The organism is Bradyrhizobium sp. Kon10 (assembly GCF_055807395.1).
Window position 1 is genome coordinate 18,873 of sequence record NZ_JBVVOZ010000009.1, and the last position, 25,546, is coordinate 44,418.

Genomic DNA, 25,546 nt, shown 5'->3' on the forward strand with positions numbered 1-25,546 from the left:
GGAAACGGCAGCTACCATATGCTGTTGAGACGACTTGCAAGACGACTCGAACGCCTCTGGAACCTTGATCGATGACGCTGGGCTCTGACGTTTCCGGCCTGACGACCAGCGCGGCCAGTGCCGCCGCGAAGGGATTGTCGATCGTCGTCCCCGTCTACAACGAGGCGGCGGGCCTGGTGTCCCTGCACCAGCGCATCTGCGATCTCGCCAAAACCTTGCGGCAGCGCTATCGCCTCGCCTGTGAGGTCGTTTATGTCGACGACGGCAGCGTGGACGCGTCGCTGTCGATCGCACGCAGCCTGCCGGCCGATACGGTCGACGTCCAGGTGGTCTCGCTGTCACGCAATTTCGGCAAGGAGGCCGCGCTGATGGCCGGGCTCGACCACGCCCGCCTCGGCGCCGTCATGTTCATGGACGGCGACGGCCAGCATCCGCCCGCCATGGTCGAGCAGCTGGTGCGGCACTGGATCGAGGACGGCTATGATGTCGTCTACACCGCCAAGGCGCATCGCGACAATGAGCCGTTCCTGCGCCGGCTCGCCGTGCACGGCTTCTACGCGCTGATCAATTGGGGGGCCCGCCAGAAAATCCCGGAGGACGCCGGCGACTTCCGCCTGCTGTCGCCGCGCGCGGTGGCGGCACTCCGGCAGCTGCCGGAGCGCAACCGCTTCTTCAAGGGTCTCGCAAGCTGGATCGGCTTCCGCCAGATCCGGGTCGATTACGAGCCGGCGCCCCGCATCCATGGTGTGACAACCTTCAGCGCCGCGCGCCTGCTTGGTCTGTCGATCGAGGGCGTGACGTCGTTCTCGGTGGCGCCGCTGCGCTTCGCCAGCCTGCTCGGCGTCATCCTGGCCGGGGGCGCCTTCCTGTTCGGCCTGTCGATCCTGTGGGAGGTCCTGACCACCGGCAAGCAGGTGCCCGGCTATCCCTCGCTCGTGATCGGCCTGATGACGATCGGCGGCGTGCAACTGATCATGATCGGCATCGTCGGCGAATACATCGGAAAGATCCTCTCCGAATTGAAGGCGCGCCCGATCTACTTCGTCGCCGAGCACAGCGAAAAGCATTTTGAGGCCGGCAAAGCCGACGACGCGTCGAGCAGGACGGCGGCCGAATGAGCCCGGCCGCGACGCCGCGGCGGATCTGGCTCTGCGCCGACGACTACGGCATCAGCCCGGGCGTCAACCGCGCCATCCGCGACCTGATCGAGCGCGGCCGCCTCAATGCGACGTCGGTGATGATGGTCGGTCCCGCGATCGAGCGCCGCGAGATCGATGCGCTCCAGGCCGCGGCGAAGGCGAGCCCGCGTTGCGCGATCGGACTGCATGTGACGCTGTCGGCGCCGTTCCGGCCGCTGACCATGCATTTCCGCCCGCTCGACGGCGACATGTTCCTGGCTTTCCCCAAGCTCCTGCGCGCGGGCGTGATGCGGCGTCTCGACCGCGAGTTCTTCCGCAACGAGGTGAAGGCGCAATCGGCGGCCTTCGCGGAAGCGTTCGGCCGCGCGCCGGATTTCGTCGACGGCCACCAGCATGTGCAGCTGTTTCCGCAGGTGCGCGACGGCTTCATCGATGCGGTCAGCGAAGCCGCGCCAGGCGCCTGGGTGCGCCAGGGCGGGCGCGACCTGCCGCTGGCGCAGCGGCTCAGCTCGCCGAAGGCGCTGCTGCTCGATATCCTCAGCGCGCAATTCCGCCGCCGCGCCGGCCAGGCAGGCCTCAGCTTCAATCCGGGATTTGCCGGCGCCTATGACTTCACCCGCGCCGCCGATTTCGGCGCACTGATGCGGCAGTTCCTGGAAGGCCTCCCCGAGGGTGGCCTCGTGATGTGCCATCCAGGTTTCGTCGACGACATCCTCACCGGCCTCGACCCGATGACCGACGTCCGCGAACGTGAGCATGCCTATCTCAAGAGCGACGCATTCGCGGACCTGCTCGCGGCCAGCAATGTGACACTGGGATGAAACCGGCGAAAGCTGGCCTGCGGGGCAGCTTGTCGCATACCGAAATTTAATCCGGCCGCCACTGTTGGGGCCACAATGGAACCCTACATCTCGGTCACGCTTGTTTCGCGCGAGGGAGATACACCATGACGCCGCAGGAACGCCAACTCGTCGACGAGCTTTTCGACCGGCTTTCGAAACTGGAAAATGCACCGCGCGATCCCGACGCGATCGCCGCGATCTCCGACGGCTTACGCAAGGCACCCGGCGCGGTCTATGCGCTGGTGCAAACCGTGCTGTTGCAGGATGAGGCGCTGAAGCGCGCCCATGCCCGCATCCAGGAGCTGGAGGCGGGACATGCGCCAGAGCAGGCGCAGTCCGGGGGCTTCCTGGATACGATGCGCGAGACCTTGTTCGGCGCGGGCACCTCGCGCAGCTCGGTTCCGAACGTGCCGCCGCGCGACCAGCGGCCAGTCTGGAATAGCGGCGGGGCGATGCAGCAGGCACAGCCTGGTTATGGCCAACCGTCTTACGGACAGGCTCCCGGTCAGGGCTACGGCCAAGGTTATGGCGCCCCACCGGTCGGCGGAGGCGGCGGCTCGTTCCTGGGGACGGCCGCAGCGGCCGCCGCAGGCGTTGTCGGCGGCTCGCTGCTGCTCTCGAGCTTCCGCGGCATGATGGGCGGCGGATCGCACCAGGCTTTTGGCGACAGCAGCGCGTTTGGAGACCGCGGTGGCAGCCCATGGGGCGGCAGCGACCAGTCCGGCGGCTCGCTCGCCCGCGATGCCGGGCTCAACGATATCGGCTCGAGCCGTGATCGCGGCGAGCAGCGCCAGAGCTTCGCGGATCAGACGAACAACGACGACCAGAACGACAACAATCAGAACGACAATGACGACGGCAATGTCGACCTGGCCGACGACGGCGATTTCGGCGGCGGCGACGACGGCGGCAGCGATTACGCGTGAGTTGCCTGCCCGCCAAAGCGGCCGCCGAATAGGCGGCCGTTTCGATTTTGCAGGTCTTGCTCAGAACTTCCTTCTCCCCTTGTGGGAGAAGGTGGCGCGAAGCGCCGGATGAGGGGTTCTCTCCGCGAATTGACTTGCGAGAGAAGTGATTGCGGAGAGAACCCTCACCCGTCTCGCCGCTTACGCGGCGATCCACCCTCTCCCACAAGGGGAGAGGGAACAAACCTCACATCACCACGACCTTGGTGCCGACGTTGACGCGGCCGTAGAGGTCGATGACGTCCTCGTTGCGCATGCGGATGCAGCCGGAGGAGACGTTGGTACCGATGGTCCAGGGCTCGTTGGAGCCGTGGATGCGGTAGAGCGTCGAGCCAAGATACATCGCGCGCGCGCCGAGCGGATTTTCCGGGCCGCCCTCCATGTGCCGCGGCAAATCGGGACGGCGTGCGATCATTTCAGCGGGCGGCGTCCAATCCGGCCATTCGCGCTTGGCCGTGATCGACTTCACGCCGGACCAGGTGAAGCCGGGGCGACCGACGCCGATGCCGTAGCGCATGGCCTTGCCGTTGCTCTCGACGAGATAGAGGAATTTGTTCGGCGTATCGACCACCAGGGTGCCGGCGCTTTCCTTGCCGCTATAGTCAACAAGTTGTTTTTCGAACCTCGGATCAAACTGGCGCTGCCGGGGATCGACGCTCTCCTGCTGCACGGCTGCGCCCTGCATCTGCGGCTCGCCCATCGGCGGCAGACGGCGCGGGTCGTTGTAACCGGGCTGCTGCTGATACATCGGCTGCTGCGGTGCATAGGCGGGACCGCGGCCGGGCCCATCGCCGAAGAGGAACTCGATGAAGCCTCCGCCCATGTTCGCATTGGAGGCGACGCGCACCGGCGCCGGCTGCACCTGCGGCTGGTAGAGCACCGCTGGCGGATCGTTCGGCACGCTATTGTCGAAGGCGCTGGCACTGGTCGCGCCGGCAACGAAGGTGCAAGCGCTGCCAAGCAGCGCGACAGACATTTTCTTGAACATCGACGTACTCTGTACTGTTTCGTCTAGTTGCATTCGCCGTCGAACGCGTCTGGCTGATCCGCGTCCTCGACGTGGTCAATAAAGAGCAAAAGCCGTTTTGTTTGGTAAACGGAAGCCGCGTTTCGATTCACCATCTCGTCAGGCGAAGGGCAATTTGGCGATCAGCGTTTATTTTCGGTGAACACCGCAAGTGCATGGTTAATCGCCGGTTTTCACGCCGTCGCGCACCGCCGCACAACAGTTCCGGCTGTGAACTTCGTGTTAAATCGGTTCTGCCTAAAAAGACGCGTGAGTGAGGTGGGGGGAGTATCCTGATGGCAATTCACCGCAAACGTTTTCGTGTCGAAGATATCGTCGGTGGCGAAATGCCAATTCTTGACGAAACCGAAGAGGCAGGCCCGATGCATAGCGAGATCATGGCCGAGCTGCGTGCGATCCGCGCACAGATGGCCAAGGGCAGCGTGCCCTTGTCCGGCAGCGCAGCCATGGCGGTGATCGACGCCACGACGGAGCAGGAGCTCTCAGACGCCCGCGTCAAGCTCGAGACCTACCGGGCCCAGATCGAACAGTGCGAGAAGCTGAAGGTCGAGCTCGACCTGATCCATGACGCCATCGACCGCACCAAGCGCGAAATCGCGACCCTGCACGGCAAGAGCTTCGACGGCGGCGAAATGGCCAAGGTCAATGGCGAGCTCGGCGCCGTGGTCGGTGGTACCGAGCAGGCCACCCAGCAGATCCTCGAAGCCGCGGAGTCGATCGACCAGGCGGCCAGCGCGATGACCAAGGTGCAATCGGCCGACCAGCAGAAGCGGCTCGCCGACGACATCCAGGAACGCGTCATCTCGATCTTCGAGGCCTGCAACTTCCAGGACTTGACTGGCCAGCGCATCAGCAAGGTCATGGGCACGATGAAATTCATCGAGCAGCACATCAACGCGATGATGGAGATCTGGGGCGGCGTCGACGCCATCAAGTCCCACGTGGTGCCGCAGGCCGACAGCCGCAGCGACGACGAAAAGCTCCTCAACGGCCCGAAGCTCGCTGGCGACGTCGGCCACGCCTCGCAGGACGATATCGACGCGCTGTTCGACTGAGTAGGCGCGACAGAGTAAAAAACAAAACGCCGGCGCAAGCCGGCGTTTTTTGTTTATTGTCTTGCACAGCTGCTTCCCTTCTCGCCCTGTGGGAGAAGGTGGCGCGAAGCGCCGGATGAGGGGTTGTTTCAGCAAACTCGAAAGTGAGAGTTTAACGCGGGGAGAGAAACCCCTCACCCGTCTCGCCGCGCTACGCGGCGATCCACCCTCTCCCACAAGGGGAGAGGGAAAGAAGCAGCGCGGTCCGCCTTACGCCCTTGGTGCGCAGCGGACGTAGACCATGTTGCCGTAGCGGGTGGCGGCGTCCTTGTCGACGAAGCGGGTGATCATGACGCGGCCGTCGAAGGAGACGATCTCGCGGTCCTGCTCGCCGGGTGTCGGGCCGGGCGGGCCGATATAGTTCTTGCCGCCTGGCGAGCCCTTCAGCCGCAGTTCCTGCGGGGTCGCCTGGTCGGCCAGATGCATGACCACGCCGCCGGAGGTGCCGGCGCCGATCACGTAGGGATTCTTGCACTGGGCCCGCGCAGCCGCCTCGGTGCGGGCGCGATCGGCCGGGTTCTGGAACGAGGCCAGACCCCAGCGGCCGACGATCTCGTCGGCACGGATGGACGCCGGCATTTCCGGCGCCTGGCCGGGCTCGGACTCGGGCGCCGGCTGCGACGACGAGAAGGACGGCAGGCTCATGCCGCCGCCGCAGGCGCCAAGCAGCAGCGCCAGGCAAGAGGCCGCCGCCAGATGGGCAACCGTGCGCGCATGTGCTGAACTGATCATCGCTTCCCCCCAAACAAGACCACGGCCGCACCCCTCCCGCAGCCAAGCGCAAAAATGCTGCCGGAGCAATGACGTCCTGATATACGCCCGCACCGGAATCGAGCTTCCGAACTCACCATCCTATATCCGCCTCACCAATCGCTTAACCACCTTTGCTTGACAGGATCGCAGCCAAGCCATATTCCCGGGCGTACTATTAGCACTCGGAAACACCGATTGCTAAGCGCGCCGTTCGATCCTCGGGAAGAGGGTGGATGGCAGCGCTGCCCTCACCCACTTCCGCTGCTTTCGGAAAACCGAGCCTCCAAAGGGAAACGTCATGGCTAAGTCCAAATTTCGTCCACTGCATGACCGTGTCGTGGTCAAACGTATCGATGCCGAGGCAAAGACCAAGGGCGGCATCATCATTCCCGACACCGCCAAGGAGAAGCCGTCCCAGGGCGAAGTCATCGCCGTCGGTCCCGGCGGGCGCGACGAGGCCGGCAAGCTGATCCCGATCGACCTCAAGGTCGGCGACCGCGTGCTGTTCGGCAAATGGTCGGGCACCGAGGTCAAGATCGACAACGAAGATCTCCTGATCATGAAAGAGTCGGACATCATGGGCGTGATGGCCTAAGGCCAGAGCCCTGAACGGCCGCTGAATACCATGCCCGGATCGTCAGATCCGGGCATGCATCGTTCCGCCGGGTTCGACCCACGGATCCCGGAATTGATGCGACGAGCACACAAGACACATCACCAAACAAGACACATCACGAATAACAGGGATTGCAGATCATGGCTGCCAAGGACGTCAAGTTTTCCGGAGACGCGCGCGATCGCATGCTGCGCGGCGTCGATATTCTCGCCAACGCCGTCAAGGTGACGCTCGGCCCGAAGGGCCGCAACGTCCTCATCGAGAAGTCGTTCGGCGCGCCCCGCATCACCAAGGACGGCGTCACCGTCGCCAAGGAGATCGAGCTCGAGGACAAGTTCGAGAACATGGGCGCCCAGATGGTCCGTGAGGTCGCTTCCAAGACCAACGACCTCGCCGGCGACGGCACCACCACTGCGACCGTGCTGGCCCAGGCCATCGTGCGCGAAGGCGCCAAGTCGGTCGCCGCCGGCATGAACCCGATGGACCTCAAGCGCGGCATCGACATCGCGGTCGCAGCCGTGATCAAGGACATCGAGAAGCGTGCCAAGCCGGTCGCCGCCTCCTCCGAAGTCGCCCAGGTCGGCACCATCTCGGCCAACGGCGACAGCGCCATCGGCAAGATGATCGCCCAGGCGATGCAGAAGGTCGGGAACGAGGGCGTCATCACCGTCGAGGAGAACAAGTCGCTCGATACCGAAGTCGACATCGTCGAGGGGATGAAGTTCGACCGCGGCTATCTCAGCCCCTACTTCGTCACCAACGCCGAGAAGATGACCGCCGAGCTCGAGGACGCCTACATCCTCCTGCACGAGAAGAAGCTCTCCGGCCTGCAGGCCATGCTGCCGGTGCTGGAAGCCGTGGTGCAGTCGGGCAAGCCGCTCGTCATCATCGCCGAGGACGTCGAGGGCGAGGCGCTGGCCACCCTGGTCGTCAACCGCCTGCGTGGCGGCCTCAAGGTCGCCGCCGTCAAGGCGCCGGGCTTCGGCGATCGCCGCAAGGCCATGCTGGAGGACCTCGCGATCCTCACCGGCGGCCAGCTCATCTCCGAAGACCTCGGCATGAAGCTCGAGAACGTCACGGTGAAGATGCTGGGACGTGCCGGCAAGGTGGTGATCGACAAGGAGAACACCACCATCGTCAAGGGCGCCGGCAAGAAGCCGGAGATCGAGGCGCGGGTCGGCCAGATCAAGGCGCAGATCGAGGAGACCACCTCGGATTACGACCGCGAGAAGCTCCAGGAGCGGCTGGCCAAGCTCGCCGGCGGCGTCGCGGTGATCCGCGTCGGCGGCGCGACCGAGATCGAGGTCAAGGAAAAGAAGGACCGCGTCGAGGACGCGCTCAACGCCACCCGCGCCGCGGTGCAGGAAGGCATCGTCCCCGGCGGCGGCGTCGCGCTGCTGCGCGCCAAGAAGGCGGTCGGCCGTCTCACCAACCCCAATGCCGACGTCCAGGCCGGCATCAACATCGTGCTGAAGGCACTGGAAGCCCCGGTCCGCCAGATCTCCGAGAACGCGGGGCTCGAAGGCTCCATCGTCGTCGGCAAGATCCTGGAGAACAAGTCCGAGACCTTCGGCTTCGACGCCCAGAACGAAGCCTATGTCGACATGGTCGAGAAGGGCATCATCGACCCCGCCAAGGTGGTGCGCACCGCGCTCCAGGACGCCGCCTCGATCGCCGGCCTGCTGGTCACCACCGAGGCCATGGTCGCCGAGATGCCCAAGAAGGAAGCGGCCCCGGCGATGCCGGCCGGCGGCGGCATGGGCGGCTTCTAGGCCGTCCGTTCCATTGCAATGTTGCGAAGGCCGCCTCCGGGCGGCCTTCTTTTTTGCCGACCATGGCCCAAGCTTCAACCGGCGGCCAAAACCCATTACGGTGGCGCCGATTCTATGTTCGAGCATGATGTTTTCGGAAAACCGCTTCACACTTTTCGCTAACGCGGCCCTCCGGGTCCAGATCATGCTCCATTGCTCGAGGACGACGTCGATGCGCGCGCTGCTGGTTTGCCCGACAATTCTTTTGGCCGCTCTGCTTGCGGGTTCGCCGCATTCCGCCTCCGCCCAGATGAAGCTTTCACCGAAGGCGGCGGCGCCCGGCGGCACGGAGACGCGCTATTTCACCTCGATCGACGGATTGATGGACGGCAATGCCGACGTGATCCTGAAGGAAACGCGCTCGGGCAAAACGGTGACGGCGGCCGTGCTGGACGTCTGCTACCCCGTCGCAAAGAATTCCGACCGCAAGGACCGCTTCGTCGTCAATCTCCAGGTTGCCGGCCAGACGCTGACCGGCACCACGCAGAGCCTCGGCGAGAAGGCGCCGGTCACCGTCAAGCTCTCGCGCAAGCCGACCGGCGACACCTTCGAATTCCGCGGCCAGATCGGCATCGGCCAGAGCGTGACCGAGGTGACCTCGCCGGACAATTCCGATCTCAGCGAGAAGGAATTCCTCGACAACCAGACCACCGACGACGGCATCACGCCGCAGCCCAAGGATTTTACCGAAGTCTCGCCGGAAGCAATCGCGGTCAAGGTCAAGCTGGACGCGGCGACCGACTTTCTGAAGAGCCTCAAAGGCCAGGATGTCGAGGTGACGCTGGCGAGCCTCACCGTCGGCTGCGACGCGCTGCGCGCCGGCGAGCAGACCATCAACATGTCGGTCGATCCGGAGCGCTCCGCCGCACTGCTCGCGAAATTCAAGGCGACGCCGGGCGTCACCGCCGCAGGCTGGACCTCCGGGATGGCCGAGATGGACCGCACCATCCGCATCGCCGCGGCCGACTGGCGCGACGGCGACAGGATCAACCGCGACAAGCTCGCCGCTGCGGTTGCGGGTGTGCTGAGCCGGACGCTTGCGGCCAAGCCGGTCTCGCAGGCCTTCAACCCCGCCACGGGCAAGCTCAAGCTGGTGTTCAAGCGGCCGAACCAGGATTTCCCGGCCCTCGAACTCACTGACACGATCGAGGTCGCAGGCCTTGTCGCCGCCGACAAGCCGGGGACGACCGACAAGCTGATGCTCTGGATCGGCAGCCCTGCGACCACCACCGCCGACGAGAGCAGCGGCGCGAAGCTCAATTTATCGGATGAGGCGGCAGCCGACGAGGAGAGCGACCAACCTGACGACAACGGCTCGATCGAGGCGCTCACCAGGGAGCTGAAGGGCCAGCGCTGGGACGCCGACAAGTCGGTGTGGAAGTAGGTCGGGTGTTGGCGCGCAAGCGCCGCCGATCCGAAGCTCGGTGAGTGCAAACGCGGCTGCTGTCTTCGAGTGAGCTGATAGCTCGCGGTGACTAAGGCCTGCTTCTCTTGAAGATGCTGCGTTTGCTGGCCATGAGGAAATCCGCGAACAGCCGGCTCACCGGCGGAAGTGTCCGTTGCGCTCGCTTGATCAGGCCGACCGGGCGCGAAAAATTGGTGTCACTGATCTTCCGGCTTCGCAGCGAGGGTTCGGCAACAATTTCCCGGGCTGAGGCGGGGAGGATGGTCAGGCCGATCCCGGCGCGCACCATGCCGATCGCCGTCATCATGTAGGTGGCCTCGGAGGCTGGCGTGGGCAGAAGCCCCGCCCGGTTGAACGCCAGATCGGTGACGGCGCGCACACTGGTGCCCTGGTCCATCATGACGAGCGGATAGTTCGCCAGCACGCGTGCCGTGATCCGTCGCTGCTCGCCGATCGGATGCTTGTCGGGATAGACGACGCTCATCTCGTCGTGCGCGGTGAAGATGGTCTCGATGTCCGGGAATGACACGTCGCCGCCGGTCAGGCCGAGATCGACATCCTCGGACCGGATAAGCGCCAGCACACGGCTCGCGATCACGTCCTTCAACGCGAAGGTCACGCCGGGATGCTGCGCGCGAAATCTCCCGATCACGTCGGGCAGGACACCAGCTGCGAAGGACGGCAATGCCGCGATACGGACCACACCGCGCTGCTCGGAGGCGTCACCCCGCGCGTCGCTGAGAACGGAGTCGAGATCCTGCAGAGTGCGTTCGAGTGCGGGCAGCAGCTCGCGCCCCATCCTGGTCAAAGCCACCGAACGCGGATTGCGGTCGAACAACTTGAGGCCGAGCGAGGCTTCGAGCCGCTTGATCTGGACCGTGAGCGTCGGCTGCGAAACGTGCAGCGCGGATGCCGCCTGTGTGAAGCTGCGCAATTTCGCGACCGCCACGAAAGAGCGGAGCTGCCTGACGTTGATATCCATAGGCTTTGTCTATTGCTGGCATTGAATAAATTCAATTGAATAATCGGAAGCCGCGCGCTCAATTCCGCCCAACCGCCGGGCACGAGTCCGGAACAGACATCAGGTGGGAGATATGCTCAATTTGGCGTGGCTGGGACTCGCGACGATCGCGGTCCTGCTTGTGGCGATTATGACGAAACGCATGTCGCCGCTGATCGCTCTCATCCTCGTACCGCTGGTTGCCTGCCTGCTGGGCGGCTTCGGCTGGGACACCAGCAAGTTCATCGTCAGCGGCCTGCAAAGCCTGGCCCCGGTTGTCGGCATGTTCGTGTTCGCGATCCTGTTCTTCGGGATCGTGACCGACGCCGGCATGCTCGACCCCATCATCGACCGGATCCTGCGGACCGTCGGCACGAGGCCGACGCGGATCGTCATGGGTACGACGCTGCTCGCACTGCTGATCCACCTCGACGGCTCTGGAGCGGTGACCTTCCTCATCACCATCCCCGCCATGCTGCCACTGTACGATCGTCTCGGTCTCGATCGGCGTATTCTGGCCTGCGCGGCGTCGCTCGCCGCCGGCGTGAACTTCCTGCCCTGGACCGGCCCGATGATCCGCGCATCGGCTTCACTCAAATTGCCGATACCCGAGATCTTCAATCCGCTGATCCCGGTTCAGTTGGTCGGCATCGTCTTCATCTTTGGCGTCGCCTATTGGCTCGGTCGCAGGGAGGAGAAGCGGCTTGGCCTCGAGAAAGGCGCGGCGATCGACATGACCGCTCGGCGGACGCTCTCCGAATCCGAGCTCAAGCTGCGGCGTCCCGACAAATTCTGGATCAACATCCTTCTCACCATCCTGGTCCTCGGCATCATGGTCGCGCTCGGCGACAAGCTGACCCCGGCGATCGTCTTCATGGTCGGGACCTGTCTTGCGCTGCTGATCAACTACCCGAATGTCGATGCGCAGCGCCAACGCATCGATGCGCATGCCAAGGCGGCGCTGTTGATGGCGTCGGTGCTGCTCGCAGCCGGCGTCTTTACCGGCATCATGCAAGGCTCGGGCATGCTGAAGGCGATGGCGCAGGCGGCGGTCGGATTTGTGCCTGCAAGCGCGGCCAAATTCATGCCGGTTGCACTCGGGGCGATCTCCATGCCACTTAGTCTCCTGTTCGACCCCGACTCCTTCTACTTCGGCGTCTTGCCCGTGGTGGCGGAGGTCGGTGGCCAACTCGGCGTCCCCAAGGTACAGCTGGCGCAGGCCGCACTGCTCGGACAGATGACGACCGGTTTCCCCGTCAGTCCGCTCACGCCGGCCACCTTCCTGGTGGTAGGATTGACCGGGATTGATCTGGCCGATCATCAGAAATTCTCGATCCCGTTTTTATTCGCGGCATCTCTTGTGATGACGATGGCTGGCGTCCTGTTCGGCATTTTCACGTTTTAGCGAGATCTCCGATGCGAACACTCCGGATTGGATCAGGTGCGGGCTATTCCGGCGACCGGATCGAACCAGCTGTCGAGCTCGCGGTGCACGGCAAGCTGGATTACCTCGTGTTCGAATGCCTGGCCGAGCGCACGATCGCGCTGGCGCAGGCAGCCAGGCTGAAGGATCCGGGCGCGGGCTATGATCCGCTGCTGACGACCCGGATGCGGGCGGTGCTGCCCGCTTGCCGTGCGAACAAGGTTCGTATCGTCACGAATATGGGAGCCGCCAATCCGGTATCGGCCGCCGAGGCGACGAGAGCGATCGCCCGTGAACTGGGGCTGGCTGGGCTCAAAGTCGCCGCGGTGACGGGCGACGACGTTCTCGCTGCGGTGAGGACGCCGCAATACCAGCTTGACATCGGCGGTACGGTGAACGAGCTGGGCAACCGTATCGTTTCCGCCAACGCCTATCTGGGCGGTGCATCCATCGCGCAGGCCCTGGCGCTCGGCGCCGATGTCGTCATCACCGGTCGCGCCGCCGATCCCTCGCTGTTCCTCGGGCCGCTGCTCCACGAGTTCGGTTGGGCGTTGGACGATTGGCCGCTGCTAGGAAAGGGAATACTAGCCGGGCATCTGCTCGAATGCGCCGGCCAGATCACCGGCGGATATTTCGCCGACCCGGGCCGTAAGGATGTCGAAGGGCTCGCCCGCCTCGGCTTCCCGATCGGAGAGGTGCGGGAAGATGGCGATCTCGTCATCACCAAGGTCGCCGACTCTGGCGGCCAGGTCACGGCCGCCACGGTCAAAGAGCAGTTGCTCTACGAGATCCACGATCCCGCGCGTTATGTCCAGCCGGATGTGATCGCAGACTTCTCCCAGGTGCGGATCGATGAGGTCGGCCAAGACCGCGTCCACGTCACCGGAGCAGGCGGCGTGTCGAAGACCGGTCAGTTGAAGGTCTCCGTCGGTTATGTCGACAGCTACATCGGCGAAGGTCAGATGTCTTACGCCGGCCCGGGCGCTGTCGCGCGCGGCAAGCTCGCCTGCGAGATCGTGCGCGAGCGTCTGGCGCTGACGGGTGTCAAGTTGACCGAGTTGCGGAGCGATCTGATCGGCGTCAGCGCCTTGCACGGTGAGGGCCGGTCCGAGAGCCACGACCCCTACGAAGTCAGGATTCGCATTGCCGGGCGTGCCGAGACGCTCGCAGAAGCGGCACGCGTCGGCGAGGAAGTCGAAACGCTCTACACCAATGGCCCGGCCGGCGGTGGCGGGGCCTGGAAATCGGCGCGCGAGGTGATCGCGGTCGCATCGACCCTCGTTCCCGAAACACAAGTCACGACGTCAGTCCGAATCTTCGAAGCATAAGCCGCCCGGCTCAAGGGTGCAGACGAACAGGAAACGTACGCTAACCCCGGATCTTGAACAGCGAGCCTCCTCATCATGAAGTTGCGCGACATTGCCCACTCCCGCACCGGAGACAAGGGCAACACATCGAACATCTCGCTGATCGCCTACGATCCGAACGACTACGAGGCGCTTCGGTCTTACGTCACAGCCGAGCGCGTGAAGCAGGCCTTCAGTGGCATCGTCATCGGGACTGTCACCCGCTATGAACTGCCGTCGATCGGTGCCCTGAACTTCGTGATGACCGGCGCTCTCGGCGGCGGCGTCACGCGATCGCTTGCACTGGACGCGCATGGCAAGTCGCTGAGTTCGCTCTTGCTGGACATGGATGTGCCCGACACCCTGCATTCCGCGTCAAGGAACGGATGATTGGAAAGCGCTAGTTTCCGTTGGTGCGGAAGCGCAGCGGCTTCGGGCCGATCAGGGTCAGCATGTCGCCCTGGCGCTTCCAGGTCTCGACGGCCGCGAGCGCCGCGACGAGATCGTCGTCGGCCTGGGCCTTTGCCGGCGGACAGGAACGGTCCTGAATTGGACCGGGCACGAAGATCACGGTGTTGCCGGCAACCGAAAACTGGCCCCTGCCGGCCTTGCACCACAGCTCGAGCACGACCTCGCCATTGTCGCCGATCTCGATGTTCGGGATCCGTTTCGAGCCGGGCTGGGGCACTGCCTCGAGCGTCATCTCGGTGCCGAAGGGGAAGCCCTCTTCCGCACGTGCGATAGTGGACATCGCAAGCACCGCAGCCGCCGCACATACCATCCGCTTCAACGAAACCATGAGACCTCTCGACCGACCCGATTTGCCGATCTTCTATAAGACGGCGAGGCGTTTGAGAAGGTTCGCCGATTCAAGCCACAAAAATCCCCGCAGGACGAGCCCGCGGGGATTTGCGTCGAAGCCGGACGTCGCCCGCTATTTCAGGACGAGCGCCGTGAACGGCCAGACATAGGCCTGCAACGTCACGAACACGCCGACCAGCGAGGCCAGCACGATCGAGTGCCAGAACACGAAACGCAGGATCTTGCCCTCATGGCCGTACCAGTTGGTGGCGGTCGAGGCGACCACGATCGATTGCGCATCGATCATCTTGCCCATCACACCGCCGGACGAGTTCGCCGCCGCCATCAGGATCGGCGACAGGCCGAGCTGCTGCGAGGTGATCTTCTGGAGGTTGCCGAACAGGATGTTCGAGGACGTGTCCGACCCGGTCAGCGCCACGCCGAGCCAACCGAGCAGCGTGCCGAAGAAGGGATAGAGCACGCCGGTTGCGGCAAAGGCGAGACCCAGCGTCGCGTCGACCCCGGACAGCCGCGTCAGCGTGCCGATTGCGAGCATCGCCGAGATCGTGATCAGCGAGATCGCGCAGAGCCGGATGGTGCGGCCATACTCGGTCAGCAGCCTGCCGGGACCGACGCCCATCAGGAAGCCTGAGATGATCGCCGCGATCAGCATGCCCGTACCCGTGAACGACAGGTAGGTGAAGCCGAACACCGCGCCTTCCTTGGTCGGTGCTGGGGCCACCGGCGGCATCTTGTTGATCATCTGGTGCAGTTCGGGAACGGGATAGTTCCAGGTGAAGATGCCGTTTGCCCAGGTCTTGAACGCGCCGTTGCCCCAGATCAGCATCACGATGCAGACGATGATCCACGGCAGCAGCGCGCTGAACAGTTCGCCCTGCGTGAGCGGCGTCTTGTCGAGCGGTTTTGCCGTGGCCATGGTCGAAGCTGATTCATCGTGACCGCGCAGTGCCGGCGATAACCAGAGCTGCCGCGGCTGCCACACCTTCAGGAACAGGATCAGAGCGCCCATCGAGATGAGTGACGCGCCGATATCGACGATCCAGGGATTGACGTAGTTCGAGATCACGAATTGCGGGACCGCGAACGATACGCCGGTGACGAGGATCGCCGGCCAGATGTCCTTCATGCCCTTCCAGCCCGCGAACGCCCACACCACCCAGAACGGTACAATCAGCGAGAACAGCGGCAATTGCCGCCCGACCATCGCGCCGAGAATGTAGGGATCGAGCCCGGTGACCGAGGCGAGACCCTGGATCGGCGTGCCCAGCGCACCGAAGGCGACCGGCGCGGTGTTGGCGATCAGCGACAGGCCGCTAGCCGCGAGCGGCGAGAAGCCGAGGCCGATCAGCACGGCACCGGTGATCGCCACCGGCGTGCCGAAGCCCGAAGCGCCCTCGAAGAAGGCGCCGAAGGAGAAGGCGATCAGCAGGAGTTGCAGCCGCCGGTCCTCGGTGACGCCGCCAACAGCACGCTTCAAAAGCTCGAAGCGCCCGGTCGTCACCGTCACCTGGTAGAGGAAGATGACGTTGAGGACGATCCAGCCGATCGGAAAGAAGCCGGTCACGATGCCCAGGATCGAGGCGCGGATCGACATGTTCACCGGCATCGTGAAAACGAAGATCGTGATCAGGTTGGTCACGATCACGGCGACGATGGCTGCGATGTGAGCCTGAACGCGCCCGCTTGCGATCAGGACCAGCAGCGTGACGACCGGTACCGCCGCCGCGATCGTCGACAGCACCGGGCTGTGCAGCGGATCGTAGATTTGATTCCACATAATCTTCCTCCCCCACGCGTTTATGTGGCAAGGCCGCCAGCGTGGATGCGGAGCCTGCCTGGCGTGATGCTGAGGGCGCCTGTGCACTTTTTGCGAATCTGTTGCGAATGCGGCTGTTCCCGCCCGCTCACAAGCCCGCGAAGTCCCGGAGGCCCCCACCCCGCGCCGTTGCGCCCATGCTAGGGTCGCAAGCCCGGACAAGCCAACGCAAATTGCACAATTTGCGACTTTAGTCTAAGCGCGCCTATCCTCGCCATTGCTCAGCCGTTTGGCTTCGGGCATTAGCGCACACCCCCGCAGGAGACTGAGCTCTGTGAAGAACATCAGCGCCACGCTCGCGACCGTCTGGCGAATCGCCGGCCCCTATTTCCGATCGGAGGACAAATGGGCCGGCCGCGGCCTGCTGGCCGCGGTGATCGCGATGGAGTTGGCGCTGGTCGCGGTCAATGTCCTGCTCAGCCAGTGGCAGAACCGGTTCTTCAACGCACTTCAGGCGTATGAGCTCGATAATTTCGTCAAGGAGATTTGGATCTTCCTCGTCCTCGCCACGATCTATATCGCGTTGCAGGTCTACAAGCTCTACCTCAACCAGTGGCTCCAGATCCGCTGGCGGAATTGGCTGACGGGGCGCTATCTTGGCGAATGGCTCCAGGGCGCCACGCACTATCGCATGCAGCTCAAAGGCGATGCGGCCGACAACCCCGACCAGCGCATCACCGACGACGTCAGGAATTTCGTCGAGCAGACGCTCAGCATTGGCTTGGGTCTGCTTTCGTCCATCGTGACGCTGGCGTCCTTCATGGTGATCCTGTGGGGACTGTCCAACAAGGCGCCCCTGCATCTTTTCGGCACCGATATCGTCATTCCCGGCTTCCTGCTCTGGTCTGCGCTGGCTTATGCCATCCTGGGTACGGCGCTGACGCACTGGGTCGGCGCACCGCTCATCAATCTTTATTTCGAGCAGCAGCGCTATGAAGCAGACTTCCGTTTCAACCTGATGCGGGTACGCGAAAACTCCGAACAGATCGCGCTGCTCAAGGGAGAGGGCGCCGAACGCGAGGGACTGTTGCGCCGCTTCGGATCCGTGATCGAGAACTGGTACGCGATCATGAGCCGGACCAAGCGCCTCACCACCTTCACGGCGAGCTACGGGCAGGCCGCGGTGATCTTTCCCTATGTGGTGGTGGCTCCGGCCTATTTCGCCAAGAGCATTCAGCTCGGCGACATGATGCAGACCGGCTCGGCATTCGGCACCGTACAGGATGCGCTGTCGTTCTTCGTGACATCCTACCGCACGATCGCAGAATGGCGCTCGGTGGTCGCCCGTCTCGACGGCTTCGAGATGTCGGTCAACTCCGCAGCTCACCTCGCAGAGCACGAGCCGACCATCGGCCTCGCGCCGTCCGCCAGCGGCACGGCAATCGCGCTCGAGCAGCTGCTGGTGAAACTGCCCAACGGCAAGCCGCTGGTCTCGGCCGACGCTTTCGCCATCCGCCCGTCGGAGCGGGTGCTGGTCACCGGGCCGTCCGGCTCCGGTAAGTCGACGCTGTTTCGCGCCGTCGCGGGCATCTGGCCGTTCGGCACTGGCAACATCGCCGTGCCCGGCAACGCCAAGCTCATGATGCTGCCGCAACGCCCCTATTTCCCGGTCGGCCCGCTCGCGGATGCCGTGGTCTATCCTGCCGAGCGCGGAATGTTTCCACCCGAGCAGATCGAGAATGCGCTGCTCGCGGTCGGGCTGCCCGATCTGGCCGAACGGCTCAACGAGGACGGCCATTGGAATAGAATGCTGTCGCTCGGCGAGCAGCAGCGCCTGGGGCTCGCACGCGCGCTGCTGCACGCGCCCGACTACCTGTTCCTGGATGAGGCCACCGCGTCACTCGACGAGCCCTCCGAGGCCCGGCTGTATCGGCTGTTGGCGGACAAGCTGCCGCAGGCGACCATCGTCTCGATCGGCCATCGCTCGACCCTCGACGCCTTCCACACCCGCAAGGTGGCGATGGTCGAGGACGGCGACGTCCACGTCCTCAGCGATGAGCGGGCCAAGGCGGAGCCGAGCACGGCGGGCTGAGGCGCAAGATGAGCCCGGCCGCTCCGACTGCGAACTGAAACCAGGCCTTCCCGATTGCGAAGTCGGCAATCCTGTTCACCGACATCTCCGCATTGTCATGGCCGGGCCTGTCCCGACCATCCACGAGTTATGTCACGGCGCCAGAGAACGCGGAGGCCCGGGCCTTCGCCTCGCCGAAGCGGCTTCGGCCGCGCAGGCGGGACAAGCCCGGGCATGACGATCCGCGGAGCGACCTGAGACCAAAGCAAAAGGGCGGCAGATTGCTCTGCCGCCCTCGTCAAGTCGTTCGGGAAGAAACTTACTTCAGGTTGCTCATCGCCGTCAGGTCGAAGGACAGCTTGGCGATGCCCGCCGAGCCGCACCAGTTTGAGCCGGCGCCGCCCGGGTTGATCGGGGTCACGTTGGTGGTGCCGGTGGCGTTGAAGGCGCTGGTGAAGGCGTTGCAATCACCCTTGTTCAGGTCGGTGCCGGAGTAACGCAGATCCAGCGTGAACACCTTGTAGGTGAAGCCGACGCCGAGGTTCCAGGTATTGTAGTCCTTGTAGGGGATACCGTTGGCGAAAACGGTGCCGGCACCGGTGCCGTAGAAGGCGTCCGACGTGCCGAACCACTGCCGGCCGAACTCACCCGAAACGTACATGCCGACGCCCGATGCGCCAAACGTCGTGCTCGGCGCGGTCCACTTCGCGGTCAATGACGCGTAGTTGCCCCAGGCGCCCGAGTTCAGGAAATTCGGCGAGTAGAACTCGGTCGCGCCGACCGTCCAGTTATCGTTGATGGTGTAGTTCACCTTGCCATAGACTTCGAAGAAGCTGACGTCCTTCTTCATGACGTTGCCATCGCCGAGAAAGATGGTCGTGGTGCTGACCGGGCAAACGCCGCCGCCCGGAATGCCACCGGTGAGCACGTTGTCGGCGCAGCTTCCACCCGGGTACAGGTAGCCCCAGACACCGATGTCGAAGGCGAAGGCGCCGAAGGTCGGGCGGATACCGCCGTAGATATCGACTTCAGCGGCAGCGCGGTTGGCGAAGGAGATGCTCTCCGCGGACACGCCGACGTAGAGCTGGAGGTCCTTGGTAACGTTGTAGCGCGGCTCGAAATAGGCAGCGACCGAGGGCTGGTGGTTCGACTGAGTGACACCGCGGAAGATGTAGTCGCTCATGATCGCGCCGCCGAAGGCGACGTCCCAGGGGTCAAACGCGGCCACCGGAGGCGCCTTCACGGCCTTCAAGGGCATATCCGCCGCGAAAGCCGAACCCGTCACCATTGCCAGCGCCGTTGCCAACAAAGTCACTTTCTTCATCTCGATCCCCAATACCAGTTCTAGACCCCGGTCGAGCTCCGGAGGCCCCCCGGGACACCCGACCTGATTGCAAATTTCCTAACTGCGGCAACTTGGATCGAGGAACCCCAACCGTGAAGCAAAAAACACGGGCATCTGCCGACTTTTTGGGCGTTCTGACGATTCCACGAAAGGTTGTCAGTCGGTGTTGCTTCTAGACCACATGATTTGCATGCGATCGGGCACAGGAGAGGCCGTGGAAGTACGGAAAGCTCAGGGGGCGTGGCCTCCACGCTACGAATCAAGGTGAGGCGAGGAGCAGCGGCCGCCAGAAGCGTCTACAAGGATGCAAAAAGGCCGCAGCGTCGCCGCTGCGGCCCTTCTGTCTGGAGTCGCTCTGAAGGAGGTAGGAGAGGGTCTCAGCCCTGCCCTTCGGCCGACGCCCCGTCCCCCGCGGATGAAGGCATCGCCCAGCTTGTCTCTGCTGCCGGCTCGGCAGCGGGAGCCGGTGCAGCCGTCGGAGCCGGCTTGGCCTTGGTCGCGCTCTTCTTGGCGGCGCTCTTCTTGGGCGCGGCTTTCTTCGCGGCTTTCTTGGCAGCCTTCTTCGGCGCAGCCTTCTTGGCCGATTTCTTTGCAGACTTCTTGGCGGCCTTCTTCGCTGATACCTTGCCCGACTTCTTCTTGCCGGCCTTGGTCGCGGTCTTCTTCTTCGCCGCTACAACCTTTTTGGCCTTTTTGGCCTTCTTGCTTTTCTTCTTCTTCGCTTTCGCCATCGTGGTCCTCCTGTTGTCGCCGAACAATGGTCGATCGGGGTCTTCAGCCGTCACCTCGGGACGAAAGCTCAGCTCGACGAATTCAATGCCGGCCGCGACCCGCCCGTAGCCCAATCGAGAAGCTCAATCGTGTGTACGACCGGGACTGACGTGCCACTGGCAATCTGCACCATGCAGCCGATATTGCCCGCGGCAATCATGTCCGGCTTGACGCTCGCGATGTTGGCGACCTTGCGATCGCGCAACCTGCCCGCAAGGTCGGGCTGGAGAATGTTGTAAGTCCCCGCCGAACCGCAACACAAATGGCTCTCCGGCACATCTTTCACCACGAATCCATTCTTGGAAAGCAATTCTTTCGGAAGGCCTGTGATTTTCTGCCCGTGCTGCAACGAACACGCGGAGTGATAGGCGACGACGATGTTGTCCTGTCGCGTCGTCGGCGCGAGTCCGAGACCGGCCACGTATTCGGTGATGTCCTTTGCGAGCGCGGATATCCGCGCGGCATCGGCGGCAAACGCACGGTCCTCGCGCAGCAGGTAGCCGTAGTCCTTGATCACCGTGCCGCAGCCGGACGCCGTCACCAGGATGGCGTCGAGCCCCTCGCCTGCCGCCTCCTTCCGCCACGCCGCAACGTTCGCGCGGGCGCGTGCCAGCGCGTCATCGTCATGGCCGAGGTGATGGGTGAGCGCCCCGCAGCATTGTTCGTCCTTGACCAGGACGACCTCGATGCCGTGCCGGGTCAGGAGACTGATGGCGGCCTGGTTGATGCGCGGCGCCAGCACCTGCTGGGCGCAGCCCTGGAGCAGCGCGACCCGCCCGCGCTTCTTGCCGAAGGCAGCAAACACGCTGCCGGCAGCGGGGCCCGGCGGCGGCAACCGGCCTGGCGCCAGCGCCAGCATCGCCTTGATCCGCTGGATCAAGCCGGGGGTAGCCGACGGTCGCGGGGTCGGCAGGAAGACCGCGAGGGGCCGGGCCAGCCGCGCCAGCTGCATACTCAGGCGAAACCGCTGCGGGTCGGGCAGGACGAACGCCAGCACCTGACGCAACAGCCGCTCGGCCAGCGGCCGCCGATAGCGCTGTTCGATCCTGACCCGGGCCTGGTCGACGAGGTGCATATAGTTCACCCCCGAGGGGCACGTCGTCATGCAGGCAAGGCACGAGAGGCAACGGTCGACATGCTTGACCACCTCCGGCCTCGGCGCCTGGTCCTTCTCCAGCATGTCCTTGATCAGATAGATCCGGCCGCGCGGGCTATCGAGCTCGTCGCCGAGCAGCACATAGGTCGGGCAGGTTGCGGTGCAGAAGCCGCAATGGACGCAGGCGCGCAGGATCTTGTCGGCTTCCGCGATGTCGGGATCAGCGAGCTGGGCCAGTGAGAATTCGGTCTTCATGCCGCAGCGCCCCGCGTCAGTCGTCCCCGGTTCAAAATGGTCTTTGGATCGAAACTGGCGCGGACCCGTTCGCTCAGGGCGGCGACGCCGGCCGGTTGCGGATGGAACACATCGATACTGCGCCTGACGTCCTCGGCCGCCCTGATCAGTGTGGCGTGGCCGCCGACGGCATTGGCGTGACGGCGCACCGCCGGGGCGTGCGCATCATCCTTCGGCGGCAGCGCGGCCCAGATCAGTCCACCGCCCCAATCGTAAATGAGCTCGCCGCCGGTCTCGCGCGCCAATTGCGTGCCGAGGACCGCCCCGGAAGCCGGCGGACAGACGATCCGCCACACCGGCCACGGCCCCAGCGTGCCGCTTGCCGCGAACGGCAGGACGTCGCGGATCGTGGCCCACAGCGCTGACGACGCGGCGTCCTCGATGAGGGTCGCGGTTCCGAACGGTGCCAGCAATTCGCGCAGCGAGCCGGCGCGATGGGCGGTGGACGCGGTAATGCCTTCGAGCCGCAGCACGGTGAGCGCATCGCCCTCGCCCGCGATGTCGCCAAGCCCGTTGGTCCCAGCCCGGAAGTCCGATTTCGGCAGGTGCGCCGCGCCCGAGACATCAAAGGGCGAGCCGAGCGCCGCGGTCATCGCCTTGTTGGCGGCGGCATCATCGAGCCCGCGCAGCAGCAGCGTCCGTTCGGCTTCGGGCTTCGGCATCACCTTCAGCGTGACCTCGGTCATCACGGATAGGGTGCCCCACGAGCCGGCGAGCAGCTTGCAGAGGTCGTAGCCGGTGACGTTCTTCACCACCTTGCCGCCGGTTTTGAAGCTGTCGCCGAAGCCGGAGACGGCATGCGCGCCCAGCAGATGGTCGCGCGCGCCGCCCGCCTTGATCCGTCGCGGCCCGGACAGCCCGGCCGCGATCATGCCGCCGATGGTTCCGAGCGCGGGCGTGCCGAGCAGCGGCGCCGTATCGATCGGCTCGAAAGCAAATTGCTGATTCTTGGAATCAATCAGCGAGAGCACGTCCGCGACCGGCGCTCCGGCCTGAAGCGTGACGATCAGTTCGTTGGGCTCGTAGGCGGTCACCGCGCTCAGCGCGGAGAGGTCGAGCACGGCATTGGTCGCCATCATGTGCCCGATGCTGCGCTTGCTGCCATGGCCGATGATCTCGAGCGGCTGCTCATTGGCAATCGCCGCACGCACCACCTCTTCGACGTCTCTGGCGTCTCTGACCTTGAGCGTATCCACGGATGAGCGGGTAGCGAAATTCGGCCCCAAAATCAAATGCGGCGTAACGCCGGGGAGCATTGCCGGCACAATCGGAAGCGGCCCCACGACCACACTTCGATCGCGACGGAAGCGTTCACGACATCGACAGTTCGATCATCGGCGAACCAAAGCCAGCGGGGCCGCGGCTACAAGTCTGCACCGATCGCGATCGAGAACCGATGGAGACAGACATCATGAACCACTATGCCACGCAGAAATCTCTCAGCGCCGCCGTCGATGGAGGCGGCCTGCTCGTCGTCGCGCAATGGGAGGCCAAGCCGGGCGAGGCCGACAAGGTCGCCGCGATCCTCGACCGCTTCCTGCCCGAGGCGCAGCGCGAGGACGGCGTCAAATTGTTCCTGATCTCCCGAGCCAAGGACAATCCGGCCCAGTTCCTGTTCTACGAACTGTTCCGCGACGAGGCGGCGTTCAAGGCGCACCAGGACAGCGCACATTTCAAGACCTGCATAGCCGGCGAAGCGCTGCCGTTGCTCGCCAAGCGAGAGCGGACTCAATACGGGCTTCTGTAAGTGCTCCCGGAGGGAAGAGCTTGCCTCGCAAGCCCCTTCCCTCCGCGCGATCGCCTAGAAGCGCGGGATGTCCGGGAAAGCCAGCTTGCCCGCGTGCACATGCATGCGGCCAAGCTCGGCGCAGCGGTGCAGCGTCGGAAACACCTTGCCGGGGTTGAGCAGGCCCTGCGCGTCGAAGGCGCATTTCAGGCGCTGCTGCTGGTTGAGGTCGATCTCGCTGAACATCTCCGGCATCAGGTCGCGCTTCTCGATGCCGACGCCGTGCTCGCCGGTGAGCACGCCGCCGAACTCGACGCAGGCGCGCAGGATGTCGGCGCCGAAGGCCTCGGCACGCTCGATCTCGCCCGGCTTGTTGGCGTCGTAGAGGATCAGCGGGTGCAGATTGCCGTCGCCGGCGTGGAACACGTTGGCGCAGCCGAGCCGGTATTTCTCCGAGAGCTCCCGGATGCGCGCCAGCGCCTTCGGCAGCGCGCCGCGGGGAATCGTGCCGTCCATGCAGAGATAGTCCGGCGAAATGCGGCCCACCGCGGGAAACGCGGCTTTGCGGCCGGCCCAGAACAAATTGCGCTCGGCCTCCGAGGTCGAGATCTGGCACGTTGTCGAGCCGCAGCCGTTCGCGATCGCCTCGACGCGGCTGATCAGCTCGTCGACCTCGATGGAAGGGCCGTCGAGTTCGATGATGAGGAGCGCCTCGACATCGAGCGGATACCCGGCATGAACGAAGGCTTCCGCGGCGTGAATCGCCGGCTTGTCCATCATCTCCATGCCACCGGGAATGATGCCGGCGCCGATGATCCGTGCCACGCATTCGCCGGCCGCCTCGACTTGCGCGAAGCCGACCATCAGCGCGCGCGCCGTCTCCGGCTTTTGCAGGATGCGCACCGTGATCTCGGTAATGACGCCGAGCAGGCCTTCGGAGCCGGTGATGACACCCATCAGATCGTAGCCGGAATTCTCCGCCGTCTTGCCGCCGATGCGCAGGATTTCGCCGCTCATCAGCACGATCTCGCAACCGAGCACGTTGTTGGTGGTCATGCCGTATTTCAGGCAGTGCACGCCGCCGGAATTTTCCGCGACATTGCCGCCGATCGAGCAGGCGATCTGCGACGACGGATCGGGTGCGTAGTAGAAGCCGGCATGTGCCACCGCCTGGCTGATCGCGAGATTGGTGACGCCGGGCTCGGTGACGACCGCGCGGTTGTCGAAATCGATCTCACGGATGCGCTTGAACTTGCCGAGGCCCAGCAGCACGCCGTCTTCCAGCGGCAGCGCGCCGCCGGAGAGCGACGTGCCGGAGCCGCGCGGCACCACCTTGATGCCCTGCCCGGCACAATATTTTAGGACGAGCGAAACCTGCTCGGTGGTATCGGGCAGCACCACGACCATCGGCGGCTGCCGATAGGCCGTCAGCCCGTCGGATTCATAGGCCCGCATCTCGGCGGCGCTGTCGATCACGCCTTCGCCAGGAACGATCGCACGTAGCGCTGTAACGATCTCGGCGCGGCGGGCGAGCACGGCCTCGTCGCTCGCCGGCATCATGATGGCCATGACGCATCCTTCATGACATATCCTTCCGGCTCGAGAGCCCACGATCAATTTGTCGCGCCAAATCAACCACGTCCGAGGTGGTTTGGGTAGGCCATCGAAAGTCGGAGCGACGATCTCGGGCGAGTTCGCTCTGGGACAAGTCCGAAATCTTGAAACCTGTCATGGTTTCGTGGCTTGTCGAAGCCGAGCGGGCCATGCCAAAAGCGGCAGGTTCGATGGTCGCCGATCAGGCCACAGACCCACCAGGGAAGAGACGAAGAGCACCCGATGAAAAAACTGACTTTTGGCGCGCTGATGATTCTCACCATGACTGCCACGGCCTCCACCGCGATGGCGCAGGATGTCGCGGCCGGCAAATCGTCGTTCAACAAATGCCTGGCCTGCCATGCGATCGGCGAAGGCGCCAAGAACAAGGTCGGTCCCGAACTCAACGGGCTGGACGGCCGCAAGTCCGGCACCGCACCGGACTACAATTATTCGGATGCAAACAAGAATTCCGGCATCACCTGGAACGAGGCGCAGTTCAAGGAATACATCAAGGACCCGAAGGCCAAGATCCCCGGCACCAAGATGGCGTTCGCCGGCATCAAGAGCGAGAACGAGATCAACAATCTCTGGGCTTACGTCTCGCAGTTCGACAAGGACGGTAAGATCAAGCAGTAAGCGGGCGCAATG

The 25,546-nt window shown here is 64.2% G+C and carries 23 protein-coding genes; 13 read left to right on the forward strand and 10 right to left on the reverse strand.

Going from position 1 to position 25,546, the window contains the following annotated elements; translation table 11 throughout:
• The first annotated feature begins 71 nt into the window (after nucleotides 1-71).
• The 3 genes from AC0L2O_RS14825 to AC0L2O_RS14835 all read left to right on the forward strand — a co-directional run bounded on the left by AC0L2O_RS14825 (nucleotide 72) and on the right by AC0L2O_RS14835 (nucleotide 2,907).
• Entirely contained in the window at nucleotides 72-1,118 is a 1,047-nt protein-coding gene (locus AC0L2O_RS14825; protein WP_369720944.1) for a glycosyltransferase family 2 protein, read from the forward strand.
• On the forward strand, nucleotides 1,115-1,960 hold the full coding sequence (locus AC0L2O_RS14830) for a ChbG/HpnK family deacetylase (RefSeq protein WP_473370237.1): 846 nt from the start codon (nucleotides 1,115-1,117) through the stop codon (nucleotides 1,958-1,960). Before AC0L2O_RS14825 ends, AC0L2O_RS14830 begins: the two co-directional genes overlap by 4 nt.
• Before the next feature lie 125 nt (nucleotides 1,961-2,085).
• Nucleotides 2,086-2,907, forward strand: a complete 822-nt coding sequence (locus AC0L2O_RS14835) for a DUF2076 domain-containing protein (RefSeq protein WP_473370238.1) — start codon at nucleotides 2,086-2,088, stop codon at nucleotides 2,905-2,907.
• A gap of 226 nt (nucleotides 2,908-3,133) precedes the next feature.
• Here AC0L2O_RS14835 and AC0L2O_RS14840 read toward each other — a convergent pair whose 3' ends face one another.
• Nucleotides 3,134-3,934, reverse strand: a complete 801-nt coding sequence (locus AC0L2O_RS14840) for a L,D-transpeptidase (RefSeq protein WP_473370239.1) — start codon at nucleotides 3,932-3,934, stop codon at nucleotides 3,134-3,136.
• A gap of 314 nt (nucleotides 3,935-4,248) precedes the next feature.
• Here AC0L2O_RS14840 and AC0L2O_RS14845 point away from each other — a divergent pair, with 314 nt between their 5' ends.
• Nucleotides 4,249-5,028 carry a protein phosphatase CheZ gene (locus tag AC0L2O_RS14845; protein ID WP_369720940.1) on the forward strand — a complete coding sequence of 260 codons (780 nt, stop codon included), beginning with the start codon at nucleotides 4,249-4,251 and terminating at the stop codon, nucleotides 5,026-5,028.
• A gap of 249 nt (nucleotides 5,029-5,277) precedes the next feature.
• Here the strand turns inward: AC0L2O_RS14845 and AC0L2O_RS14850 are convergent, their stop codons facing one another.
• On the reverse strand, nucleotides 5,278-5,799 hold the full coding sequence (locus AC0L2O_RS14850; RefSeq protein WP_369720939.1) for a hypothetical protein: 522 nt from the start codon (nucleotides 5,797-5,799) through the stop codon (nucleotides 5,278-5,280).
• Between the two features lie 319 nt (nucleotides 5,800-6,118).
• Here AC0L2O_RS14850 and AC0L2O_RS14855 point away from each other — a divergent pair, with 319 nt between their 5' ends.
• The 3 genes from AC0L2O_RS14855 (at nucleotide 6,119) to AC0L2O_RS14865 (ending at nucleotide 9,631) form a co-directional block, all read left to right on the forward strand.
• Nucleotides 6,119-6,415: a co-chaperone GroES gene (locus AC0L2O_RS14855; RefSeq protein ID WP_369720938.1), complete on the forward strand. Its 297-nt coding sequence runs from the start codon at nucleotides 6,119-6,121 to the stop codon at nucleotides 6,413-6,415.
• Between the two features lie 161 nt (nucleotides 6,416-6,576).
• Complete coding sequence (gene groL / locus AC0L2O_RS14860; protein ID WP_369720937.1) at nucleotides 6,577-8,208, forward strand: chaperonin GroEL; 1,632 nt, start codon at nucleotides 6,577-6,579, stop codon at nucleotides 8,206-8,208.
• A 211-nt stretch (nucleotides 8,209-8,419) separates the two neighbouring features.
• Entirely contained in the window at nucleotides 8,420-9,631 is a 1,212-nt protein-coding gene (locus AC0L2O_RS14865) for a hypothetical protein (protein ID WP_473370240.1), read from the forward strand.
• A gap of 91 nt (nucleotides 9,632-9,722) precedes the next feature.
• Here the strand turns inward: AC0L2O_RS14865 and AC0L2O_RS14870 are convergent, their stop codons facing one another.
• Nucleotides 9,723-10,634, reverse strand: a complete 912-nt coding sequence (locus AC0L2O_RS14870) for a LysR family transcriptional regulator (RefSeq protein ID WP_409191826.1) — start codon at nucleotides 10,632-10,634, stop codon at nucleotides 9,723-9,725.
• Between the two features lie 112 nt (nucleotides 10,635-10,746).
• Here AC0L2O_RS14870 and AC0L2O_RS14875 point away from each other — a divergent pair, with 112 nt between their 5' ends.
• The 3 genes from AC0L2O_RS14875 (at nucleotide 10,747) to AC0L2O_RS14885 (ending at nucleotide 13,811) form a co-directional block, all read left to right on the forward strand.
• Nucleotides 10,747-12,057 carry a CitMHS family transporter gene (locus AC0L2O_RS14875; RefSeq protein ID WP_409191825.1) on the forward strand — a complete coding sequence of 437 codons (1,311 nt, stop codon included), beginning with the start codon at nucleotides 10,747-10,749 and terminating at the stop codon, nucleotides 12,055-12,057.
• An 11-nt stretch (nucleotides 12,058-12,068) separates the two neighbouring features.
• Nucleotides 12,069-13,403 carry an acyclic terpene utilization AtuA family protein gene (locus AC0L2O_RS14880; protein WP_369720933.1) on the forward strand — a complete coding sequence of 445 codons (1,335 nt, stop codon included), beginning with the start codon at nucleotides 12,069-12,071 and terminating at the stop codon, nucleotides 13,401-13,403.
• A 75-nt stretch (nucleotides 13,404-13,478) separates the two neighbouring features.
• A complete protein-coding gene (locus AC0L2O_RS14885; protein WP_473370241.1) occupies nucleotides 13,479-13,811 on the forward strand; it encodes an AtuA-related protein in 333 nt (110 codons plus the stop codon).
• A gap of 10 nt (nucleotides 13,812-13,821) precedes the next feature.
• On the opposite strand, the gene AC0L2O_RS14890 is transcribed toward AC0L2O_RS14885, so the two are convergent.
• Both AC0L2O_RS14890 and AC0L2O_RS14895 read right to left on the reverse strand, forming a co-directional pair.
• On the reverse strand, nucleotides 13,822-14,220 hold the full coding sequence (locus AC0L2O_RS14890) for an META domain-containing protein (RefSeq protein WP_473370242.1): 399 nt from the start codon (nucleotides 14,218-14,220) through the stop codon (nucleotides 13,822-13,824).
• Nucleotides 14,221-14,355: 135 nt separating this feature from the next.
• Nucleotides 14,356-16,020: an L-lactate permease gene (locus tag AC0L2O_RS14895; protein ID WP_473370243.1), complete on the reverse strand. Its 1,665-nt coding sequence runs from the start codon at nucleotides 16,018-16,020 to the stop codon at nucleotides 14,356-14,358.
• A 313-nt stretch (nucleotides 16,021-16,333) separates the two neighbouring features.
• On the opposite strand from AC0L2O_RS14895, the gene AC0L2O_RS14900 reads away from it, so the two are divergent.
• On the forward strand, nucleotides 16,334-18,091 hold the full coding sequence (locus AC0L2O_RS14900) for an ABC transporter ATP-binding protein/permease (protein ID WP_473370244.1): 1,758 nt from the start codon (nucleotides 16,334-16,336) through the stop codon (nucleotides 18,089-18,091).
• 298 nt (nucleotides 18,092-18,389) lie between these two features.
• On the opposite strand, the gene AC0L2O_RS14905 is transcribed toward AC0L2O_RS14900, so the two are convergent.
• From AC0L2O_RS14905 to AC0L2O_RS14920, 4 genes are all read right to left on the reverse strand, one after another.
• On the reverse strand, nucleotides 18,390-19,394 hold the full coding sequence (locus tag AC0L2O_RS14905) for a TorF family putative porin (RefSeq protein ID WP_369720928.1): 1,005 nt from the start codon (nucleotides 19,392-19,394) through the stop codon (nucleotides 18,390-18,392).
• Nucleotides 19,395-19,792: 398 nt separating this feature from the next.
• Complete coding sequence (locus tag AC0L2O_RS14910; RefSeq protein WP_409191820.1) at nucleotides 19,793-20,146, reverse strand: histone; 354 nt, start codon at nucleotides 20,144-20,146, stop codon at nucleotides 19,793-19,795.
• A gap of 68 nt (nucleotides 20,147-20,214) precedes the next feature.
• The gene (glcF, locus tag AC0L2O_RS14915) at nucleotides 20,215-21,537 is read right to left on the reverse strand and encodes a glycolate oxidase subunit GlcF (protein ID WP_473370245.1); all 1,323 of its coding nucleotides are present in this window, start codon (nucleotides 21,535-21,537) and stop codon (nucleotides 20,215-20,217) included.
• Nucleotides 21,534-22,772 (reverse strand): FAD-binding protein, encoded by a 1,239-nt coding sequence (locus tag AC0L2O_RS14920; RefSeq protein WP_473370246.1) that lies wholly within the window; start codon nucleotides 22,770-22,772, stop codon nucleotides 21,534-21,536. Before AC0L2O_RS14920 ends, glcF begins: the two co-directional genes overlap by 4 nt.
• A gap of 215 nt (nucleotides 22,773-22,987) precedes the next feature.
• Between AC0L2O_RS14920 and AC0L2O_RS14925 the strand changes: the two genes are divergently transcribed.
• The gene (locus AC0L2O_RS14925; protein WP_473370247.1) at nucleotides 22,988-23,323 is read left to right on the forward strand and encodes a putative quinol monooxygenase; all 336 of its coding nucleotides are present in this window, start codon (nucleotides 22,988-22,990) and stop codon (nucleotides 23,321-23,323) included.
• A gap of 54 nt (nucleotides 23,324-23,377) precedes the next feature.
• Here the strand turns inward: AC0L2O_RS14925 and AC0L2O_RS14930 are convergent, their stop codons facing one another.
• A complete protein-coding gene (locus tag AC0L2O_RS14930; protein WP_369720924.1) occupies nucleotides 23,378-24,871 on the reverse strand; it encodes an FAD-linked oxidase C-terminal domain-containing protein in 1,494 nt (497 codons plus the stop codon).
• 267 nt (nucleotides 24,872-25,138) lie between these two features.
• Here AC0L2O_RS14930 and cycA point away from each other — a divergent pair, with 267 nt between their 5' ends.
• Nucleotides 25,139-25,534 (forward strand): cytochrome c-550 CycA, encoded by a 396-nt coding sequence (gene cycA / locus AC0L2O_RS14935; RefSeq protein ID WP_369720923.1) that lies wholly within the window; start codon nucleotides 25,139-25,141, stop codon nucleotides 25,532-25,534.
• Nucleotides 25,535-25,546 lie beyond the last annotated feature (12 nt).

What these genes read in the sequence shown, in the direction of transcription:
- AC0L2O_RS14825 (WP_369720944.1), top strand. Translation starts at nt 72, where the DNA reads ATGACGCTGGGCTCTGACGTTTCCGGCCTGACGACCAGCGCGGCCAGT.
- AC0L2O_RS14830 (WP_473370237.1), top strand. Translation starts at nt 1,115, where the DNA reads ATGAGCCCGGCCGCGACGCCGCGGCGGATCTGGCTCTGCGCCGACGAC.
- AC0L2O_RS14835 (WP_473370238.1), top strand. Translation starts at nt 2,086, where the DNA reads ATGACGCCGCAGGAACGCCAACTCGTCGACGAGCTTTTCGACCGGCTT.
- AC0L2O_RS14840 (WP_473370239.1), bottom strand. Translation starts at nt 3,934, where the DNA reads ATGTTCAAGAAAATGTCTGTCGCGCTGCTTGGCAGCGCTTGCACCTTC.
- AC0L2O_RS14845 (WP_369720940.1), top strand. Translation starts at nt 4,249, where the DNA reads ATGGCAATTCACCGCAAACGTTTTCGTGTCGAAGATATCGTCGGTGGC.
- AC0L2O_RS14850 (WP_369720939.1), bottom strand. Translation starts at nt 5,799, where the DNA reads ATGATCAGTTCAGCACATGCGCGCACGGTTGCCCATCTGGCGGCGGCC.
- AC0L2O_RS14855 (WP_369720938.1), top strand. Translation starts at nt 6,119, where the DNA reads ATGGCTAAGTCCAAATTTCGTCCACTGCATGACCGTGTCGTGGTCAAA.
- groL (WP_369720937.1), top strand. Translation starts at nt 6,577, where the DNA reads ATGGCTGCCAAGGACGTCAAGTTTTCCGGAGACGCGCGCGATCGCATG.
- AC0L2O_RS14865 (WP_473370240.1), top strand. Translation starts at nt 8,420, where the DNA reads ATGCGCGCGCTGCTGGTTTGCCCGACAATTCTTTTGGCCGCTCTGCTT.
- AC0L2O_RS14870 (WP_409191826.1), bottom strand. Translation starts at nt 10,634, where the DNA reads ATGGATATCAACGTCAGGCAGCTCCGCTCTTTCGTGGCGGTCGCGAAA.
- AC0L2O_RS14875 (WP_409191825.1), top strand. Translation starts at nt 10,747, where the DNA reads ATGCTCAATTTGGCGTGGCTGGGACTCGCGACGATCGCGGTCCTGCTT.
- AC0L2O_RS14880 (WP_369720933.1), top strand. Translation starts at nt 12,069, where the DNA reads ATGCGAACACTCCGGATTGGATCAGGTGCGGGCTATTCCGGCGACCGG.
- AC0L2O_RS14885 (WP_473370241.1), top strand. Translation starts at nt 13,479, where the DNA reads ATGAAGTTGCGCGACATTGCCCACTCCCGCACCGGAGACAAGGGCAAC.
- AC0L2O_RS14890 (WP_473370242.1), bottom strand. Translation starts at nt 14,220, where the DNA reads ATGGTTTCGTTGAAGCGGATGGTATGTGCGGCGGCTGCGGTGCTTGCG.
- AC0L2O_RS14895 (WP_473370243.1), bottom strand. Translation starts at nt 16,020, where the DNA reads ATGTGGAATCAAATCTACGATCCGCTGCACAGCCCGGTGCTGTCGACG.
- AC0L2O_RS14905 (WP_369720928.1), bottom strand. Translation starts at nt 19,394, where the DNA reads ATGAAGAAAGTGACTTTGTTGGCAACGGCGCTGGCAATGGTGACGGGT.
- AC0L2O_RS14910 (WP_409191820.1), bottom strand. Translation starts at nt 20,146, where the DNA reads ATGGCGAAAGCGAAGAAGAAGAAAAGCAAGAAGGCCAAAAAGGCCAAA.
- glcF (WP_473370245.1), bottom strand. Translation starts at nt 21,537, where the DNA reads ATGAAGACCGAATTCTCACTGGCCCAGCTCGCTGATCCCGACATCGCG.
- AC0L2O_RS14925 (WP_473370247.1), top strand. Translation starts at nt 22,988, where the DNA reads ATGAACCACTATGCCACGCAGAAATCTCTCAGCGCCGCCGTCGATGGA.
- AC0L2O_RS14930 (WP_369720924.1), bottom strand. Translation starts at nt 24,871, where the DNA reads ATGGCCATCATGATGCCGGCGAGCGACGAGGCCGTGCTCGCCCGCCGC.
- cycA (WP_369720923.1), top strand. Translation starts at nt 25,139, where the DNA reads ATGAAAAAACTGACTTTTGGCGCGCTGATGATTCTCACCATGACTGCC.